We start from the raw sequence: 14,325 nt of genomic DNA, 5'->3' as shown, positions 1-14,325 counted from the left end.
GGCTCTACCGGGTATCAGTGTGGCCAGCGCCAACACGTCACGACGCGTGCGGGCATCAGTCGCATGCCATTGCGCGTCTCTACCAGCCATCTGCGCGCGGCATCGTGCCCAGCGCCAGCAGCGCACGGCGCGTGCGGGCGCCGCGTTCGCTCAGCGCCTGCGGTGTCGCTTTGCAGGCGGCACTTCCCAGGTTGACGTGTCGGCTTATCGACAGCAGATCGTCCTTGTCGGCCAGCACATTGAGTCCGGCGTCGTGCCACCATGCGGCTGCCGCCAGCGCAGCCACTTCCGGGGATTCCATCAACTCGGGTTGTTCTTCCAGTGGCATGCCGATCAGCACGCCGATGCGCCGATAGTCGCCACGCCCGCGTAGCGGTAACGGTCCGCGACCGCGATATCGATATCCATCGCCGCTGGCTTCGTCGCCGTTGCCACCTTGATCAGCGTGCACGCGATTGGCCAGCCGCTCCGGCTTGCGCGCGTAGGACGAATGTTCCGCTTCGGCAACGCGACAGCCGTATTCGTCGCGGATGCGCTTGGGGCTGTACGACAGCAGTTCCTGCAACGTCTGCAGGCTGTGGCTTTCATGCCCCAGTTGGGCCAGGAAGTGGGCCTGGCGCCGCGGTGTAGTGATGCCGAAGGTGTCCATGGCCACGTTCAACGGGTCTGCCCAACGCTGCGCCAGCGTCAACGGGCACATGAGAATTTGCGAAAGGTGTGCTGCGGTGAGCATCTGACGCTCCGGGAGCCGAGGCGCGCATCGGCCCTGCGCGCGATAAGGCTGCACGAACGCGGTGTAGCCGCTGTGTCCTGTCAGCAGACGGCAGCTTGCGCGCGACGTGCAGCCTACACAGTGCCGCAGGCTCGCTTGATCTCCCTCTGTTCCGTCCGCTGCGCCCCGCCGCCGCGTGGTACGCAGCCCGCGGCGTCGCATGGGGCATGGCGCAACCTGTCAGCCTGCGCAGCGGCTGCACCCACAGGCGGGGTAGGTCTCAGCCGACGATCGGCTCGACCTGCTGCCGGCCTTCCTGGCTCAGGTCGATGTCACCATCTTCGGCCTGTACGGCCAAGCCGGCCTTGACCGCCCACGTCGCGTCTTCGGCAGACACCTCACGCGTTGCGTGGATGTCCTCAAGGATCCTGCGCTGCTCGGTCGTCAGTTGCATGCTCGTCTCACCTGTCTGTTTTCACCAACCTTAGCGGTATGGGGTGAGGGCGGTGTCGGTAGTAGGCGACGTAACCTGGCGGGAGCAGGTAAATAGTTCAGGTTTATGCCGACGATGTGTTCTTCTTGTCATTGACGTGTAGTCAAATTTATGACTAATTCAATAGGCGGCATAAGCAGGCTTTCTGGACGAGAGAGTCGAAACCGGGCGTTTATTCCTTGGAGGGTCGTACATGGACTACGGCACGCAGGATCTGGCAGACCAGGTCCGCCACGAGCTGGAAGACAGTTACCAGAAGCACGGATGCGGTCCAGAGTTCTGGAATACCTACCAGCAGGTGCTCGCGCGATTGGTGCCACAAGGTGGCCAGCGCACGCAGGTCACCAATGAAATGGCGTTGTTGATCGAGCAGCTTGGCATCGTGCGGCAGGCGCAACTTGTGCCACCTGCCGAGTCGCCAGCGCGCTGAGTCAGCCCGCGAACAGGCGCGCCACCAGCCACGCCCCCAGCACGCAGAGCGGGACCAGCAGCACCAGCGTGGCCGGTCGCAGCATCCTGCGTGGCGCGGACAGGCCGTGGTCGGGTCTCGTGTAACGGATCAGCCCGGAGGTGCCCATGGTGGCGTGCTGCACGTTGTTGCAGGCCACCAGGCATGCGCCACACGCCAGACAATCCGCCTGTGGCCCCTCACGTACGTCCAGCCCTACCGGGCAGGCGCTGACGCAGAGGCGGCAGTCGACGCAGTCCCCCAGCCGGTCAGCGGCGAAGAGCGGCATGGACCCGGCAAGTTCAGGATGTGCGGCGCGAAACACGTAGTCCTGCGCGGTAGTGGGGTCGAGCAGCCCCCGGCCGCGCGCCGCCACGCTGCCCAGCCCGGCAGCGCGCATGCCTCGGGGCTCGCCGCGCGGCGCCAGGTAGAGCATGCGCGGCGTATGCGCATCGGCCAGCAGGGGCTGGACGCGTGCAAACGGACACAGCGCCCTGCACACATGACGGCGCAGGAATCCTGCATTGCCCCATGTCGCGGCAGCATAGAACACGATCCAGAACGTTTCCCAGGCACCCAGCCGGCACTGCACCGCCCGCATCAGCAACGGGTGGAACGGCGTGAAAAGGCCGACGACGGTCAGGCCGGTGGCCAAGGCCAGGCAGGCCCAGAGCGCATGCCGCAACAGCGGCTCAACGGATGCGCCTTGAAGTGCCCACCGGGTGCCACGTTCCACCCAGCCAAACAACTGGCTCCACAACGTCTGCGGACAGGCATGGCCGCACCACAGTCGCCCCGCCAGGTGGGTGAACAGCGCCAGCAACACGGCGGCAAACGCCAGCAGAGCCAACAGCAGGCCCACATCGTGCGGCCACAGGGTGAGCCCGAACAGGTCAAACCGGCGCTGTACGAGATCCAGCAACAGGGCTTGTCGGCCGTTCCACTGCAGCCACGGCAACCCGTAGAAGCCTGCCAGCAGCGCAAGCGTCAGTCCGGTTCGCAGATAGGGCGTGCGCAGCAGCCAGTTCACCCCAACGGCACCTCATCGTCATCCGCATCCATCGGCCGCAGCAGGTACGCGGTGACGGCGCTGGAGGCGGCGGTGACCGTCCAGAACATGAAGAACCCCAGCGTGTAGCCCAGTTCACGGCTGATCACGTGGTCAGGAAAGGTGATGGCACACAAGCGCAGTGGATCAACGAAGGCGAAGAACACCCCGCTGGCCAGCCCCGCCGCGATGAAGCTGGGCCACAGCACCATCCCCCACCGCTCGACGCGTTGTCGGCAGGGCAGGCGATGAGGGACAGGCGACAGCGGCATGCGGGTCAGTCCGGCAGGAGGCAGTGGGGCGACGGGCTGCGGGTGCATCGCGCGCCGGCGAGCGATCAATCTAGGAAGCCCGCCCGGCGCAGGCATTGATCTGGATCAAGCGCTGCAGGGTCCGCCCGCTGCGCTCACGCGCGCGCGGTGGGATAATCGCGGTTCGACACCTGCTGGATCCCATGGACACTGCCCCGCTGCCCCTGCCTGACGCTTCGCCCGATCTGTGTACGGAGGAAGAGGTCACCCGTCTGGTACATGACTTCTATGCCCGCGTGCGCGACGAGCCCCGACTCGGCCCGGTATTCACCGCGCATGTCGTCGACTGGCCTACGCACCTGCGCCAGCTGGTTGATTTCTGGTCGGCCCTGCTGCGCGGCACCCGCCGTTTCCAGGGCTCGCCGATGTCCAAGCACATGGCGATCGACGACATGGACCGCGATCTGTTTGATCGTTGGCTGGCGCTGTTCCGGCTGACCTCGGCGGAGTGCGGCAATCCAGACATGCAGCGGCTTGCCGACGATATCGCCGCGCGTATCGCTGATACCTTCTGGAAGCGCTATCGGATGCTGCGCTTACCGTCGCTTGGCCTGCCGATCGTCGGCTGATTTGATCTGGGTCAAAGCGCGGCGTGTCCATTGGCGGGATGCTTGCGTCATGGATACGTACTCTCCCGTGCACGGTGGCCTGGCCTGGTGCTTCGATGCCGAGGTGCTGCAGCGGCATGACAAGGCCGGCCCGCGCTATACCTCCTACCCGACCGCGCCGCACTTCCACGATGGCTTCGGCGAACGGCAGCTGGCCGATGCGCTGGCTGCCAGCAACGGAGAGGGCAAGGCGCTGTCGCTGTATGTGCACGTGCCCTTCTGCAGCAGTCCGTGTTTCTACTGTGGCTGCAACCGGGTAATCACCCGCGACCGCAGTCGCGGCCAGGCCTATGTGGCCCGCGTGTTGGCCGAGGCAGACCTGCTGGCGTCGCATGTCGATCCGCGACGCGAGGTGATTCAACTGCATCTGGGCGGTGGCACGCCGAACTTTCTGACCCGCGACGCGCTGGTCGAGCTGGTCGGTGGCCTGCGGCGTCGTTTCACGTTCAGTTCCTCGCCGTCGCGTGATTTTTCGATCGAGCTGGATCCGCGTTTCATCGACCATAACGACGTGGCGCTGTTGGCCGAGCTGGGATTCAACCGGGCCAGCCTGGGGATCCAGGATTTCGATCCGGCCGTGCAGGTGGCGATAAACCGCGTGCAGGGGGTCGGACAGACGCTCGACATCCTGCAGGCCTGCCGCGATTACGGCATGCGCTCGGTCAACGTGGATCTGATCTACGGATTGCCGGGCCAGACCCCGCAGGGATTCGGGCGTACGCTGCAGCAGGTGCTGGCCTTGCGTCCGGACCGGTTGGCGGTTTACGGCTACGCGCACCTGCCGCACGTGTTCCGGGCGCAGCGGCAGATCGACGAAGCCCAGCTGCCCGCGCCGGAACAGAAACTCGCCCTGCTGGGGTTGGCGGTGCAGCAGCTGATGGCGGCGGGGTATCAATACATCGGCATGGACCATTTCGCGCTGCCCGAAGAGGACCTGTCACTCGCGCAGCGGGCAGGGCAGCTGCATCGCAACTTCATGGGCTACACCACCCATGCCGATACCGATCTGCTGGGGCTGGGGGTGAGCGCGATCAGCAACGTCGGTGCCAGTTACAGCCAGAATCCGCGCGACCTGCCCTCGTGGGAAGCCGCGGTGGATGCCGGCCTCATGCCGGTATGGCGCGGACTGCAGCTGGACCCCGACGATGTGCTGCGTGCGGAGATCATCCAGCAGCTGATGTGCCACGGCGAAGCGGACGTTGCCGCGGTGTGCGCCGCGCGCGGCGAGCACTTCGACACGTACTTCGCCGATGCATTGCCACGCTTGGCGGCCCTGCAGGCCGATGGGCTGGCCGAGGTGATCGAAGGGCGCGTGCGCGTGACCGAGCAGGGCAGGCCGCTGCTGCGCCTGCTGGCCATGTGTTTTGATCGATATCTGTCGCAATCAGCACCTGTGGCGCAGTATTCGCTCGCGATCTGAGCGGTGCAGACGCAAGGGTGATGGCTGGTGCCCGGACCCGGAATCGAACCGGGATGACCTTGCGGTCGGCAGATTTTAAGTCTGATGCGTCTACCAGTTTCGCCATCCGGGCCGCGCGCATAGGGTGCACCACGCGGCGCCAATTTGGAATGGTGACGTGCCGCCGGCAATTCGTTTCTGTATTACCTACCAACACTAATAGGTTCATGCCATATTTGAATCAGGCGTACCTGGGGAGGGAAACATGCCACTGCGCGCGATTGTCTATGTCAGTCAGGCCCGGGCGGAACTGTCCCTCGCCGAGCTGGACGGGCTGATGGCCGATGCCACCGCGTTCAATCGCATGGCCGGGGTCACCGGCGTGCTGATGTTCGATGGTGCGCGCTTTCTGCAGTATCTGGAGGGCCCCGCTGATGGACTGGATTCGGTCTATGCCCGGGTGGTCAACGCGCGTCGACACCACGGCCTTCGACAATTGGCCAGCGCACGCGTGCAGGCGCGCTGGTTTCCGCGCTGGACCATGGCCAGCCGGCAGATCGATGCCCAGGCATTGGCGGCCATCGTGGACGCGCCATGGGAAGGTCTTTCGCTGGAGCCGGCGCTGGCTGGGCACGGCTTCGAGCGGCTGCTGTACACCTGGATGGGCGGCGGCGGCGAGCTGGAGCCTGCGGCGGTCAGCCTGGGGTCGTGAGGCAGGACGTGGTCAGCGACCAGCAGGGCGGTTAACCTTGTCGCTCTTTATGCAGGAGCCGGGTGCGCCATGGAACGTTCCGATCGCATCACGTGCTGCCGGTGGATGGCATGAGTACGCCGCTGTCGGCGGCGCAGTCGCCGCGTCCGGCGATCATCGGACTGGGCTATGTGGGCTTGCCGTTGGCCGTCGCTTTCGGCCGGTTGTTCCCCACCCTGGGCTTCGACATCGATGCCGCTCGCGTGGCCGAACTGCAGCAGGGCCATGACCACACCCTCGAGCTGGAAGACGGCGAACTGGCACAGGCCACGCACCTGCGCTGCACGGCCGATGCCGGTGAGCTTGCGGCGTGCAATGTCTACATCATCACCGTGCCGACGCCGATCGACGTGCATGAGCAGCCCGACCTGGGGCCGTTGCGCTCGGCCAGCGAACGGGTGAGCAGCGTGCTCCAGCCCGGCGATCTGGTCATCTACGAATCCACGGTATATCCCGGCACCACCGAAGAAGTGTGCATCCCGCTGCTCGAGGCCGGTTCGGGCCTGCGCTTCAACGAAGATTTCTTCTGCGGCTATTCGCCGGAGCGGGTCAGCCCGGGTGACCGCCAGCGTCGCCTGGCCGACATCCGCAAGATCACCTCCGGCTCCACGCCGGACGTCGCCGCCGTGGTGGATGCGCTGTACCGGCAGATCATCACGGCCGGCACCTTCCCGGCACCGTCCATGCGCGTGGCCGAAGCGGCCAAGGTGGTGGAGAACATCCAGCGCGACGTCAACATTGCCTTGGTCAACGAGCTGGCGCTGATCTTCGACAAGCTGGGCATCGATACGCAGGACGTGCTGGAAGCGGCGGGCAGCAAGTGGAACTTCCTGCCGTTTCGGCCGGGCCTGGTGGGCGGGCACTGCATTGGCGTGGACCCGTATTACCTGCTGCACAAATCGGAAAGCGTGGGCTACCACCCCGATCTGATCCACACCGCGCGACAGGTCAACAATCGCGTCGGTGCACATGTCACCCAGCGCGTGCTGTCGTTGCTGGCCGGACGTGGGCGAGCACCCGAGGCAGCGCGCGTGCTGGTGCTGGGCGTCACCTTCAAGGAAGACTGCCCGGACCTGCGCAACAGCCGTGCACTGGAACTGGCCCAGCAGCTGCAGGCCAGTGGCGCACGCGTACAGGTACAGGACCCCTGGGTCGGGCCGGCCGCGCTTCAGGATGCGGGCGTCGAATGGGTGGCCGAGGCCGAAGCAGGGGTGTATGACGCGGTCGTGCTGGCGGTGGCGCACCAGCGCTTCCGGCAGATGGATGCGGCCGCGATCAAGGCGTTGCTGGCACCGCAGGGTGTCGTCTATGACGTCAAATCGGCCTGGCCGCGTGACGTGGTGGACGACCGGCTCTGAGGCCATTGGCGGGGCGTTGATCAGCGGCGGGGTAGACTGGCCACAGCTACGCAAAGAGGAACGCCATGCACCGCTATCTGGCCTACGTGCTCGCCATCATCCTGTTTCCGGTCTGCCTGTGGTTGGCCACCTTTTGGCCCGCCTGGTACTGGGGCGTGGCGTTCACGGCGACCGTCTTCGTGGTGGGTACGTGGGATCTGCTGCAGACGCGCAGCACGCTGCGGCGCAACTATCCGGTACTGGCCCACTTCCGCTACGGCCTGGAGTCGATCGGTCCGGAGATCCGGCAATACTTCGTGCAGAGCGATCTGGAAGATGTGCCGTTCTCGCGCCAGCAGCGCGCGCTGATCTACCAGCGCGCAAAGAACGAGATGGACGTGGTGCCGTTCGGCACGCTGCGCAGCACGTATGCGGTGGACTACGAGTGGATCAATCACTCGCTCGCTCCAACCAGCATCGGGCATCAGGATTTCCGCGTGTTGATCGGGCCGAACTGCGCCAAGCCGTATTCGGCCAGCATCTTCAATATCTCCGCGATGAGCTTCGGCTCGTTGTCGGCCAATGCCATCCGCGCACTCAACGAAGGCGCGCGCCGCGGCGGGTTCCATCACGATACCGGTGAAGGCTCGATATCGCCGTACCACCGCGAAATGGGCGGTGACCTGGTATGGGAAATCGGGTCGGGCTATTTCGGCTGCCGTGACGAGCAGGGCGGCTTCAGCGAAGAACGTTTCGTTGCCAATGCCACGCACGATCAGGTCAAGATGATCGAGATCAAGCTGTCGCAGGGCGCCAAGCCGGGCCACGGTGGCGTGCTGCCTGCGGCGAAAGTCAGCGAAGAAATCTCGGTGACGCGCGGGGTGCCGATGGGCGTGGACTGCGTGTCGCCGTCGCGGCATTCCGCCTTCTCCACCCCGATCGAACTGCTGCAGTTCGTGGCACGCCTGCGTGAGCTGTCCGGTGGCAAGCCGGTCGGCTTCAAGCTGGCGATCGGCCATCCGTGGGAATGGTTCGGCATTGCCAAGGCGATGAGTGAAACCGGCCTGCTGCCTGATTTCATCGTCGTGGACGGTGCGGAGGGTGGCACCGGTGCGGCACCGTCGGAGTTCATCGATCATGTCGGGGTGCCGATGCATGAAGCGCTGCTGCTGGTGCACAACACGCTGGTCGGGCTGGACCTGCGTGACCGCATCCGCATCGGGGCGGCCGGCAAGATCACCAGTGCGTTCGACATCGCGCGGATCATCGCGCTGGGCGCGGACTGGTGCAACGCGGGGCGGGGTTTCATGTTCGCGCTGGGCTGCATCCAGTCGCTCAGCTGCCACAGTGACAAATGTCCCACCGGCATCGCCACCCAGGATCCGAAACGCTGGAAGAGCCTGGACCCGACCGACAAGGCCGAACGCGTACACAACTACCACCGGCAGACATTGCATGCGTTGAAAGAACTGCTGTGCGCGGCCGGACTGAACGATCCTGCCGAGCTGGGGCCGGAACACATCCTGCGTCGGGTGTCGCCGGTGGAGATACGATCGCTGGCGTCGCTGTATCGCTATCTGGCGCCGGGCGAGCTGCTGCGGCAGGTGCCCGACCATGCGGTGTTCCATGATTACTGGGGCGATGCGCGCAGCGATTCCTTCCAGCCGCCGTCGCGCATCCAGGCACTGCGCGCCAGCAAATCGCGATGAGCACTGCCAGCGCGCTGCGCTTTCGCGCGGGCAGCTCGGGAGATGAGGCGGTGCTCTGGGCATTGCGGACGCGCTGCGTGCGCGAGCTGTGCAGCAGCCATTACCCCGCTGACGTGATCGCGCGCTGGTCCGCATCGCCGCCGCCTAGTCACTATGCCGCGCTGCTGGGGCAGGGCGGCTGCGTGGTGGCCGAGGATGCGCAGGGCCGCGTGGTCGGCTACGGCATGCTGGTTCTGCAGGACAACGAGGTCGATGCGCTGTTCGTGGATCCGGATGCGGCCGGTCAGGGGGTTGGACGGGCGCTCCTGCAGCAATTGTTCGCCCTTGCCGCACCGGATGCCGACATCGTCCTGTCGGCATCGTTGAATGCGGTGGCGTTCTACCAGCGTGGCGGATTCATTGCAGAAGGATCGCAGGATTACCTGCACCCCAGCGGAATCACCTTGGCCGCGATCCGCATGCGGCGGCCCGCCACGTCAGCGGGCAGCTAACCACGCGACCACGCCGTCGGCCGCACGTTGCGCGCTCGCATAACACGCGGTCAGCAGGTAGCCGCCGGTCGGCGCTTCCCAGTCGAGCATTTCGCCGGCGCAGAAGACGCCCGGCACCGCCTGCAGCATCAACTCGGCATCCATCGCCGGCAGCATCACGCCGCCTGCCGTGCTGATTGCCTCTGCCATCGGTCGCGGCCGCTGCAGGACCACCGGAAGGCGCTTCAACGCGGCCGCAACGCGGTCAACGTCCTGGCCCGCTTCCTTGCCCAGTATCTCGAACAGCAGCGATGCCTTCACTGCATCCACGCCGGTCTGGCGACGCAGATGCTCGCCGAAACTGCGTCCTTTGCGGGGGCGTGCCAGATCGGCTGCCAAGCGTTCCTGCGACCGGCCCGGAACGAGATCCAGCCACAGCGTCGCCATGCCATCGCGGGCGAGTGCATCGCGCAGGTCTGCCGATACGGCATAGACCAGGCTGCCTTCGATGCCGTACTCGCTCACCACGCATTCGCCCTGCTGCTGGTGATCCGTACCCTGCAGGTCGGTCCAGTGCGCCACCACGGATTTCAGTGGAGTGCCGGCGTGGCGCTGCACGAACCAGGGCGTCCATGCCACATCAAAACCGCAGTTGGCCGGCTGCAGGGGCGCAACCGCGACGCCACGTTCCTGCAGCAGCGGTACCCAGCTGCCATCGGAACCGAGCTGCGGCCAGCTGCCACCGCCGAGCGCCAGGACGGTGGCGTTGGCGACAACGCGGGTGTCGCCCTCGGCCGTGGCAAAGCGCAGCGCACCGTCGGCGTCCCATCCCTGCCAGCGGTGCTGCACATGGAAACGCACGCCCTGTTCCTTCAGCCGGCGCACCCAGCCGCGCAACAGCGGCGCGGCTTTGCGATCCACCGGGAAAACGCGACCGGAACTGCCCACGTAGGTTTCCACACCCAGGCCAGCTGCCCACCGCCGCAGCGCATCGGCATCGAACGCATCCAGCCAGCTGGCCACCGCCGTGGATTGCGATCGGTAGCGGCTGTCGAACAGCGGGCGCGCGTCGGAGTGGGTCAGGTTCAAGCCACCCTTGCCGGCGATCAGGAACTTGCGGCCAGGCGAGCCCTTGGCCTCATACAGATCCACCGCCAGTCCCGCCGCGCACAGCTGCTCGGCGGCAAACAGCCCTGCCGGGCCGCCACCGATCACCGCAACGCGCGGCACCGCTACCGGATCAGCGGGGCTGGACATCAAGCAGCTCGACGTCGAAGACCAGCGAGGAGCCGGCGGGAATCGGTCCGACACTGCGCTGCCCGTAGCCCATGTCCGGGGTGATCATCAGGGTGCGCTTGCCGCCCACCTTCATGCCCGCCACGCCTTCGTCCCACCCCCGGATGACCTGTCCGCCCCCCAGCTCGAAGGAGAACGGTTCGCCACGGGTCACCGAGCTGTCGAAGGTCTTGCCATGCTTGTCTTCAGCGCGCTCATCGTAGATCCAGCCGGTGTAGTGGACGGTCACCTTGCTGCCGGGTGTGGCGACAGCGCCGGTACCTGCCTGCGTGTCGATGGTCTCAAAGGCGGCAATGGAGCCGCCCGGCGGCGGACCGGCCGGTGCGCATGCAGCGAGGGCCAGGGACAACAGGAGGGGAGCGAGCAGGCGGCGCATGGGCGGCATCCGAATTCGAGGGGATGCAAGGGTAACGCATCGCATCCACGGCAGAGACGGGGCGGGCCTTTGCCCCTCTCCTCTCGCTGAGGAGGGTGTTCGCCGGGCTATGATGGCGGCATGTCAAAGCTGCTCTTGAACCTGCGCCACGTCGGCAACGATGAATACCATGACGTCTGCACGCTGCTGGATCAGCACCGCATTGCGTGGTATCGCACCGAGCCGAGCCCTTGGGGCATCTCGAACGGGGGGCTGTGGATCCGCGACGACGACGATCTTGCGCGAGCCCGCGACGTTATGGGCGAGTACCAGCGCGAGCGCAGCGTGCGGATGCGTGCCGAGCGTGAGCAGGCCCTGCAGGACGGCAGCGCCGAGACCTTTCGCGGCCTGTTGCAGCGTCGTCCCGGCTTTGTGGCGCTGGTGCTGCTGGGCATGGTCGGCGCGGCCGCGCTCGTGCTTCTACCGTTCATGCTGCTGCGAGGCTGAATCGGCGCGCAGCGGGTAAAATGGGCGGATGATCGCCAATACCGCCGCCTATCATTTCGTCACCATCGACGCGCCGCAGGTGCTTGCCGACCGCTTGGTTGCCTACGCCGAGGCTGCAGGCCTGCGCGGCAGCATCCTGGTCGCCGCTGAAGGCCTGAACCTGTTCCTTGCAGGCAGCCCGGCAGCCATCGATGCCTTCTACGATGCGCTTCACGCCGACCCTCGGTTTTCCGATATGCGGGTCAAGACCAGCTTCAGCGAGCACCAGCCGTTCGCTCGGTTGAAGGTCAAGGTCAAGGACGAGATCATCAGTTTTCGGCGCGATGACGGCCAGCCGCTGGAGTATCCGCGCGCACCGGCCGTGGACCCGGCGACGGTGCAGCGCTGGCTGCGGCAGGGCCACGACGATCACGGCAAGCCGGTGGTGATGCTCGATACGCGCAACGTGCAGGAGATCGAGTACGGCACGTTCAAGGATGCGCTGGTGTTGCCCATCGACAAGTTCACCGACCTCCCCGCCGCGCTGGCCCCGCATCGGCAGGCGTTGAAGGACAGCACCGTGGTGAGCTTCTGTACCGGCGGCATCCGCTGCGAGAAAGCGGCCCTGTGGATGCAGAACGATGGCATGGACAATGTGCTGCAGCTGGACGGCGGCATTCTGGGTTATTTCGAGGAAGTGGGGGGCGAGGGCTACGAAGGCCGCTGTTTCGTCTTCGACGAGCGCGTAGCACTGGATTCCCAGCTGCAGCCCCTGGTGGACCAGCCACTGCCCGAGCCGAAGCCGAGCGCGTTCTGATACCGCGCAGGTAGCGCCGACTGGTAGCGCCGACTGGTAGAGCCGACTTCAGTCGGCTGAGCATTAACACCCACAGGTAGAGCCGACTTCAGTCGGCTGAGCGAGACCGCCAACAGGTAGAGCCGACTTCAGTCGGCTGAGCAGTAACGCTGCCGGCTGAAGCCGGCACTACCGATGGGGCAAGCTGCCGGCTGAAGCCGGCACTAACGGTGGGGCAAGCTGCCGGCTGAAGCCGGCACTACCGATGGGGCAAGCTGCCGGCTGAAGCCGGCACTACCGATGGAGCGGGCTGCCGGCTGAAGCCGGCACTACAGCCGCCTGTTGCCTTGGCGGGAATCAGCGTCCCGCGGCGTCCGCTGGCAATCCCTCCCGCGCGGCCCCACACAAGGGGGGGTCTCCTGAAGAAAAGCCGCGCTGATGATTCCCTTGTCGATCCTCGATCTGGCCCCCGTCTGCGAGGGCAGTGACACAACCGCTGCCTTCGCCAACATGCTTGAACTGGCCCAGCAGGCCGATGCGCTGGGCTACCGCCGCTTCTGGCTGGCCGAGCACCACAACATGCCCGGCATCGCGAGTGCGGCCACCGCGGTGCTGATCGGTCACGTCGCCGGTGGCACCCAGCGCATCCGCGTCGGCGCGGGCGGCATCATGCTGCCCAACCATGCGCCGCTGCAGGCCGCCGAGCAGTTCGGCACGCTGGCCTCCCTGTACCCGGACCGCATCGACCTGGGCCTGGGCCGGGCCCCGGGCACCGATCAGCCGACCGCTCGCGCGCTCCGCCGGTACTTCGATGGGGCCGATAATTTCCCGCAGGACGTGCGCGAGCTGCTGCACTACTTCGAGCCGGCGAAGCCGGGCCAAGCGGTGCAGGCGGTGCCGGGCGCGGGTCTGCGGGTGCCGGTCTGGATCCTCGGTTCCAGCCTGTTCGGCGCACGCCTGGCCGCTGCGCTGGGTCTGCCTTACGCCTTCGCGTCGCACTTCGCGCCCGATGCGATGGACGAAGCGTTGGCCGTGTATCGGCGCGAATTCCGTCCCTCCGGCTCGCTCCAGCAGCCGCATGCCATGCTGGCGTTGAACGTGGTGGCCAGTGAAAGCGAAGCCGAGTCACGCCGCCTGTTCACCAGCCAGCAGCAGAGTTTCGTCAATCTGCGGCGCGGCAGCCCGGGCAAGATCCCACCGCCGGTGGATGACATCGAAACCTTCTGGCAACCGCACGAGAAGGTCGGCGTGGAGCGTGCGCTGGCCTGCACGGTGCTGGGTGACGCGCAGCAGGTAGGCGAGGGCATTGCGGCCTTCGTCGAGCGCCACCAGCCCGACGAACTCCTGCTCACGGCGAACATCTACGACCACCGCGCGCGCCTGCGTTCGTTCGAATTGGCCATGCAGGCCTGGCACGCGCGCCACGCAGCCTGAATGCAGCGCGCAGGCCACCACGCGCACTGAACATCCGCCTCACGCAGCGTTGCACCGCGCTCGCGTGAGATGGGGCCCTACCCACGGAGTTCCCCATGAACGCAGATCGCCAGCAGCACATCACCCAGCTCGCCGCCCTGATCAAGGACGTCGAGGTGGCGATGTTCACCACCACCGGCGTGGACGGCCGCCTCTACAGTCGCCCGCTGGGCACGCAGGAAGTGGAGTTCGACGGTGACCTGTGGTTCGCCACGTCGGCCGACAGCCCGAAGGTTGCCGAGATCGCACTGAACCCCCGCGTCAACGTCGCTTATGCGTCAACGTCCAAGAACAGCTATGTGTCGGTATCGGGCACCGCGGAGATCGTTGCTGACCGCGCGAAGATCGACGAACTGTGGTCGCCGGCGATGAAGCTGTTCTTCCCGGAGGGCAAGGACGATCCGAACCTGCGCCTGATCCATGTGCATGCCGAGTCGGCCGAATATTGGGACGGTCCGGGCACGTTGCTGGGCAAGGCGCTGAGCTTCGTCCTGTCCGCAGTGCAGGATGAGCCCGCGCGTCTGGGCGACAACGGGTTTGTTGATCTGCGCTGAGGCCGGGAGCGCACGGCAGCCGACTGAAGTCGGCTCTACCGGGAAAATGAAACAAGGGTAGAGCCGGCTTCAGCCGGCT

Annotated in this window: 17 protein-coding genes and 1 tRNA gene; 11 read left to right on the top strand and 7 right to left on the bottom strand. The window is 66.0% G+C overall.

Translation table 11 applies throughout. The annotated features are described in order from the left end of the window. Positions 1-79: 79 nt before the first annotated feature. Together IFT58_RS02780 and IFT58_RS02775 are read right to left on the bottom strand one after the other, a co-directional pair. Entirely contained in the window at positions 80-733 is a 654-nt protein-coding gene (locus IFT58_RS02780) for a glycoside hydrolase family 19 protein (RefSeq protein ID WP_192080497.1), read from the bottom strand. A gap of 259 nt (positions 734-992) precedes the next feature. Then, a complete protein-coding gene (locus IFT58_RS02775; protein WP_188324449.1) occupies positions 993-1,166 on the bottom strand; it encodes a hypothetical protein in 174 nt (57 codons plus the stop codon). 232 nt (positions 1,167-1,398) lie between these two features. Between IFT58_RS02775 and IFT58_RS02770 the strand changes: the two genes are divergently transcribed. Beyond that, positions 1,399-1,635, top strand: a complete 237-nt coding sequence (locus IFT58_RS02770; RefSeq protein WP_192080499.1) for a hypothetical protein — start codon at positions 1,399-1,401, stop codon at positions 1,633-1,635. 1 nt (position 1,636) lies between these two features. On the opposite strand, the gene IFT58_RS02765 is transcribed toward IFT58_RS02770, so the two are convergent. Together IFT58_RS02765 and IFT58_RS02760 are read right to left on the bottom strand one after the other, a co-directional pair. Next, positions 1,637-2,683: a 4Fe-4S dicluster domain-containing protein gene (locus IFT58_RS02765; protein ID WP_342029526.1), complete on the bottom strand. Its 1,047-nt coding sequence runs from the start codon at positions 2,681-2,683 to the stop codon at positions 1,637-1,639. Then, positions 2,680-2,973: a hypothetical protein gene (locus tag IFT58_RS02760; protein ID WP_192093827.1), complete on the bottom strand. Its 294-nt coding sequence runs from the start codon at positions 2,971-2,973 to the stop codon at positions 2,680-2,682. Before IFT58_RS02760 ends, IFT58_RS02765 begins: the two co-directional genes overlap by 4 nt. Before the next feature lie 182 nt (positions 2,974-3,155). Between IFT58_RS02760 and IFT58_RS02755 the strand changes: the two genes are divergently transcribed. Together IFT58_RS02755 and hemN are read left to right on the top strand one after the other, a co-directional pair. Beyond that, positions 3,156-3,581, top strand: coding sequence for a group III truncated hemoglobin (locus IFT58_RS02755; RefSeq protein WP_188324446.1), 426 nt, complete (start codon positions 3,156-3,158; stop codon positions 3,579-3,581). Between the two features lie 49 nt (positions 3,582-3,630). Next, positions 3,631-5,040 (top strand): oxygen-independent coproporphyrinogen III oxidase, encoded by a 1,410-nt coding sequence (gene hemN, locus IFT58_RS02750; protein ID WP_192093826.1) that lies wholly within the window; start codon positions 3,631-3,633, stop codon positions 5,038-5,040. Between the two features lie 25 nt (positions 5,041-5,065). Here the strand turns inward: hemN and IFT58_RS02745 are convergent. Continuing rightward, positions 5,066-5,152, bottom strand: a tRNA-Leu gene (locus tag IFT58_RS02745). Between the two features lie 132 nt (positions 5,153-5,284). Between IFT58_RS02745 and IFT58_RS02740 the strand changes: the two genes are divergently transcribed. The 4 genes from IFT58_RS02740 (at position 5,285) to IFT58_RS02725 (ending at position 9,307) form a co-directional block, all read left to right on the top strand. Further along, positions 5,285-5,731, top strand: a complete 447-nt coding sequence (locus tag IFT58_RS02740; protein WP_188324444.1) for a BLUF domain-containing protein — start codon at positions 5,285-5,287, stop codon at positions 5,729-5,731. A 110-nt stretch (positions 5,732-5,841) separates the two neighbouring features. Further along, on the top strand, positions 5,842-7,128 hold the full coding sequence (locus tag IFT58_RS02735) for a nucleotide sugar dehydrogenase (protein ID WP_192080504.1): 1,287 nt from the start codon (positions 5,842-5,844) through the stop codon (positions 7,126-7,128). A 65-nt stretch (positions 7,129-7,193) separates the two neighbouring features. After that, on the top strand, positions 7,194-8,816 hold the full coding sequence (locus IFT58_RS02730) for an FMN-binding glutamate synthase family protein (RefSeq protein ID WP_192093825.1): 1,623 nt from the start codon (positions 7,194-7,196) through the stop codon (positions 8,814-8,816). A gap of 14 nt (positions 8,817-8,830) precedes the next feature. Continuing rightward, positions 8,831-9,307, top strand: a complete 477-nt coding sequence (locus IFT58_RS02725; RefSeq protein WP_192093917.1) for a GNAT family N-acetyltransferase — start codon at positions 8,831-8,833, stop codon at positions 9,305-9,307. On the opposite strand, the gene IFT58_RS02720 is transcribed toward IFT58_RS02725, so the two are convergent. Both IFT58_RS02720 and IFT58_RS02715 read right to left on the bottom strand, forming a co-directional pair. After that, positions 9,293-10,543: a TIGR03862 family flavoprotein gene (locus IFT58_RS02720; protein WP_192093824.1), complete on the bottom strand. Its 1,251-nt coding sequence runs from the start codon at positions 10,541-10,543 to the stop codon at positions 9,293-9,295. The genes IFT58_RS02725 and IFT58_RS02720 overlap by 15 nt on opposite strands. Further along, positions 10,527-10,958 carry an FKBP-type peptidyl-prolyl cis-trans isomerase gene (locus IFT58_RS02715; protein WP_188324440.1) on the bottom strand — a complete coding sequence of 144 codons (432 nt, stop codon included), beginning with the start codon at positions 10,956-10,958 and terminating at the stop codon, positions 10,527-10,529. Before IFT58_RS02715 ends, IFT58_RS02720 begins: the two co-directional genes overlap by 17 nt. 120 nt (positions 10,959-11,078) lie before the next feature. Between IFT58_RS02715 and IFT58_RS02710 the strand changes: the two genes are divergently transcribed. The 4 genes from IFT58_RS02710 to IFT58_RS02695 all read left to right on the top strand — a co-directional run bounded on the left by IFT58_RS02710 (position 11,079) and on the right by IFT58_RS02695 (position 14,246). Next, on the top strand, positions 11,079-11,444 hold the full coding sequence (locus tag IFT58_RS02710) for a DUF6164 family protein (protein ID WP_192093823.1): 366 nt from the start codon (positions 11,079-11,081) through the stop codon (positions 11,442-11,444). A 28-nt stretch (positions 11,445-11,472) separates the two neighbouring features. Then, on the top strand, positions 11,473-12,240 hold the full coding sequence (locus tag IFT58_RS02705) for a sulfurtransferase (protein WP_192093822.1): 768 nt from the start codon (positions 11,473-11,475) through the stop codon (positions 12,238-12,240). Between the two features lie 417 nt (positions 12,241-12,657). Then, entirely contained in the window at positions 12,658-13,653 is a 996-nt protein-coding gene (locus IFT58_RS02700; protein ID WP_188324437.1) for an LLM class flavin-dependent oxidoreductase, read from the top strand. 95 nt (positions 13,654-13,748) lie between these two features. Beyond that, on the top strand, positions 13,749-14,246 hold the full coding sequence (locus IFT58_RS02695) for a pyridoxamine 5'-phosphate oxidase family protein (protein WP_188324436.1): 498 nt from the start codon (positions 13,749-13,751) through the stop codon (positions 14,244-14,246). The last annotated feature ends 79 nt before the right edge of the window (positions 14,247-14,325 follow it).

This window comes from Stenotrophomonas sp. CFBP 13718 (assembly GCF_014842145.1).
Taxonomy (GTDB): Bacteria; Pseudomonadota; Gammaproteobacteria; order Xanthomonadales; family Xanthomonadaceae; genus Stenotrophomonas.
This window is presented reverse-complemented; position numbering and strand designations above follow the sequence as displayed.

Excerpts from the sequence above, each read along its gene's own strand:
- IFT58_RS02715 (WP_188324440.1), bottom strand. The coding sequence starts at position 10,958 with ATGCGCCGCCTGCTCGCTCCCCTCCTGTTGTCCCTGGCCCTCGCTGCA.
- IFT58_RS02720 (WP_192093824.1), bottom strand. The coding sequence starts at position 10,543 with ATGTCCAGCCCCGCTGATCCGGTAGCGGTGCCGCGCGTTGCGGTGATC.
- IFT58_RS02700 (WP_188324437.1), top strand. The coding sequence starts at position 12,658 with ATGATTCCCTTGTCGATCCTCGATCTGGCCCCCGTCTGCGAGGGCAGT.
- hemN (WP_192093826.1), top strand. The coding sequence starts at position 3,631 with ATGGATACGTACTCTCCCGTGCACGGTGGCCTGGCCTGGTGCTTCGAT.
- IFT58_RS02710 (WP_192093823.1), top strand. The coding sequence starts at position 11,079 with ATGTCAAAGCTGCTCTTGAACCTGCGCCACGTCGGCAACGATGAATAC.
- IFT58_RS02740 (WP_188324444.1), top strand. The coding sequence starts at position 5,285 with ATGCCACTGCGCGCGATTGTCTATGTCAGTCAGGCCCGGGCGGAACTG.
- IFT58_RS02705 (WP_192093822.1), top strand. The coding sequence starts at position 11,473 with ATGATCGCCAATACCGCCGCCTATCATTTCGTCACCATCGACGCGCCG.
- IFT58_RS02760 (WP_192093827.1), bottom strand. The coding sequence starts at position 2,973 with ATGCCGCTGTCGCCTGTCCCTCATCGCCTGCCCTGCCGACAACGCGTC.
- IFT58_RS02755 (WP_188324446.1), top strand. The coding sequence starts at position 3,156 with ATGGACACTGCCCCGCTGCCCCTGCCTGACGCTTCGCCCGATCTGTGT.
- IFT58_RS02770 (WP_192080499.1), top strand. The coding sequence starts at position 1,399 with ATGGACTACGGCACGCAGGATCTGGCAGACCAGGTCCGCCACGAGCTG.
- IFT58_RS02780 (WP_192080497.1), bottom strand. The coding sequence starts at position 733 with ATGCTCACCGCAGCACACCTTTCGCAAATTCTCATGTGCCCGTTGACG.
- IFT58_RS02730 (WP_192093825.1), top strand. The coding sequence starts at position 7,194 with ATGCACCGCTATCTGGCCTACGTGCTCGCCATCATCCTGTTTCCGGTC.
- IFT58_RS02735 (WP_192080504.1), top strand. The coding sequence starts at position 5,842 with ATGAGTACGCCGCTGTCGGCGGCGCAGTCGCCGCGTCCGGCGATCATC.
- IFT58_RS02775 (WP_188324449.1), bottom strand. The coding sequence starts at position 1,166 with ATGCAACTGACGACCGAGCAGCGCAGGATCCTTGAGGACATCCACGCA.
- IFT58_RS02695 (WP_188324436.1), top strand. The coding sequence starts at position 13,749 with ATGAACGCAGATCGCCAGCAGCACATCACCCAGCTCGCCGCCCTGATC.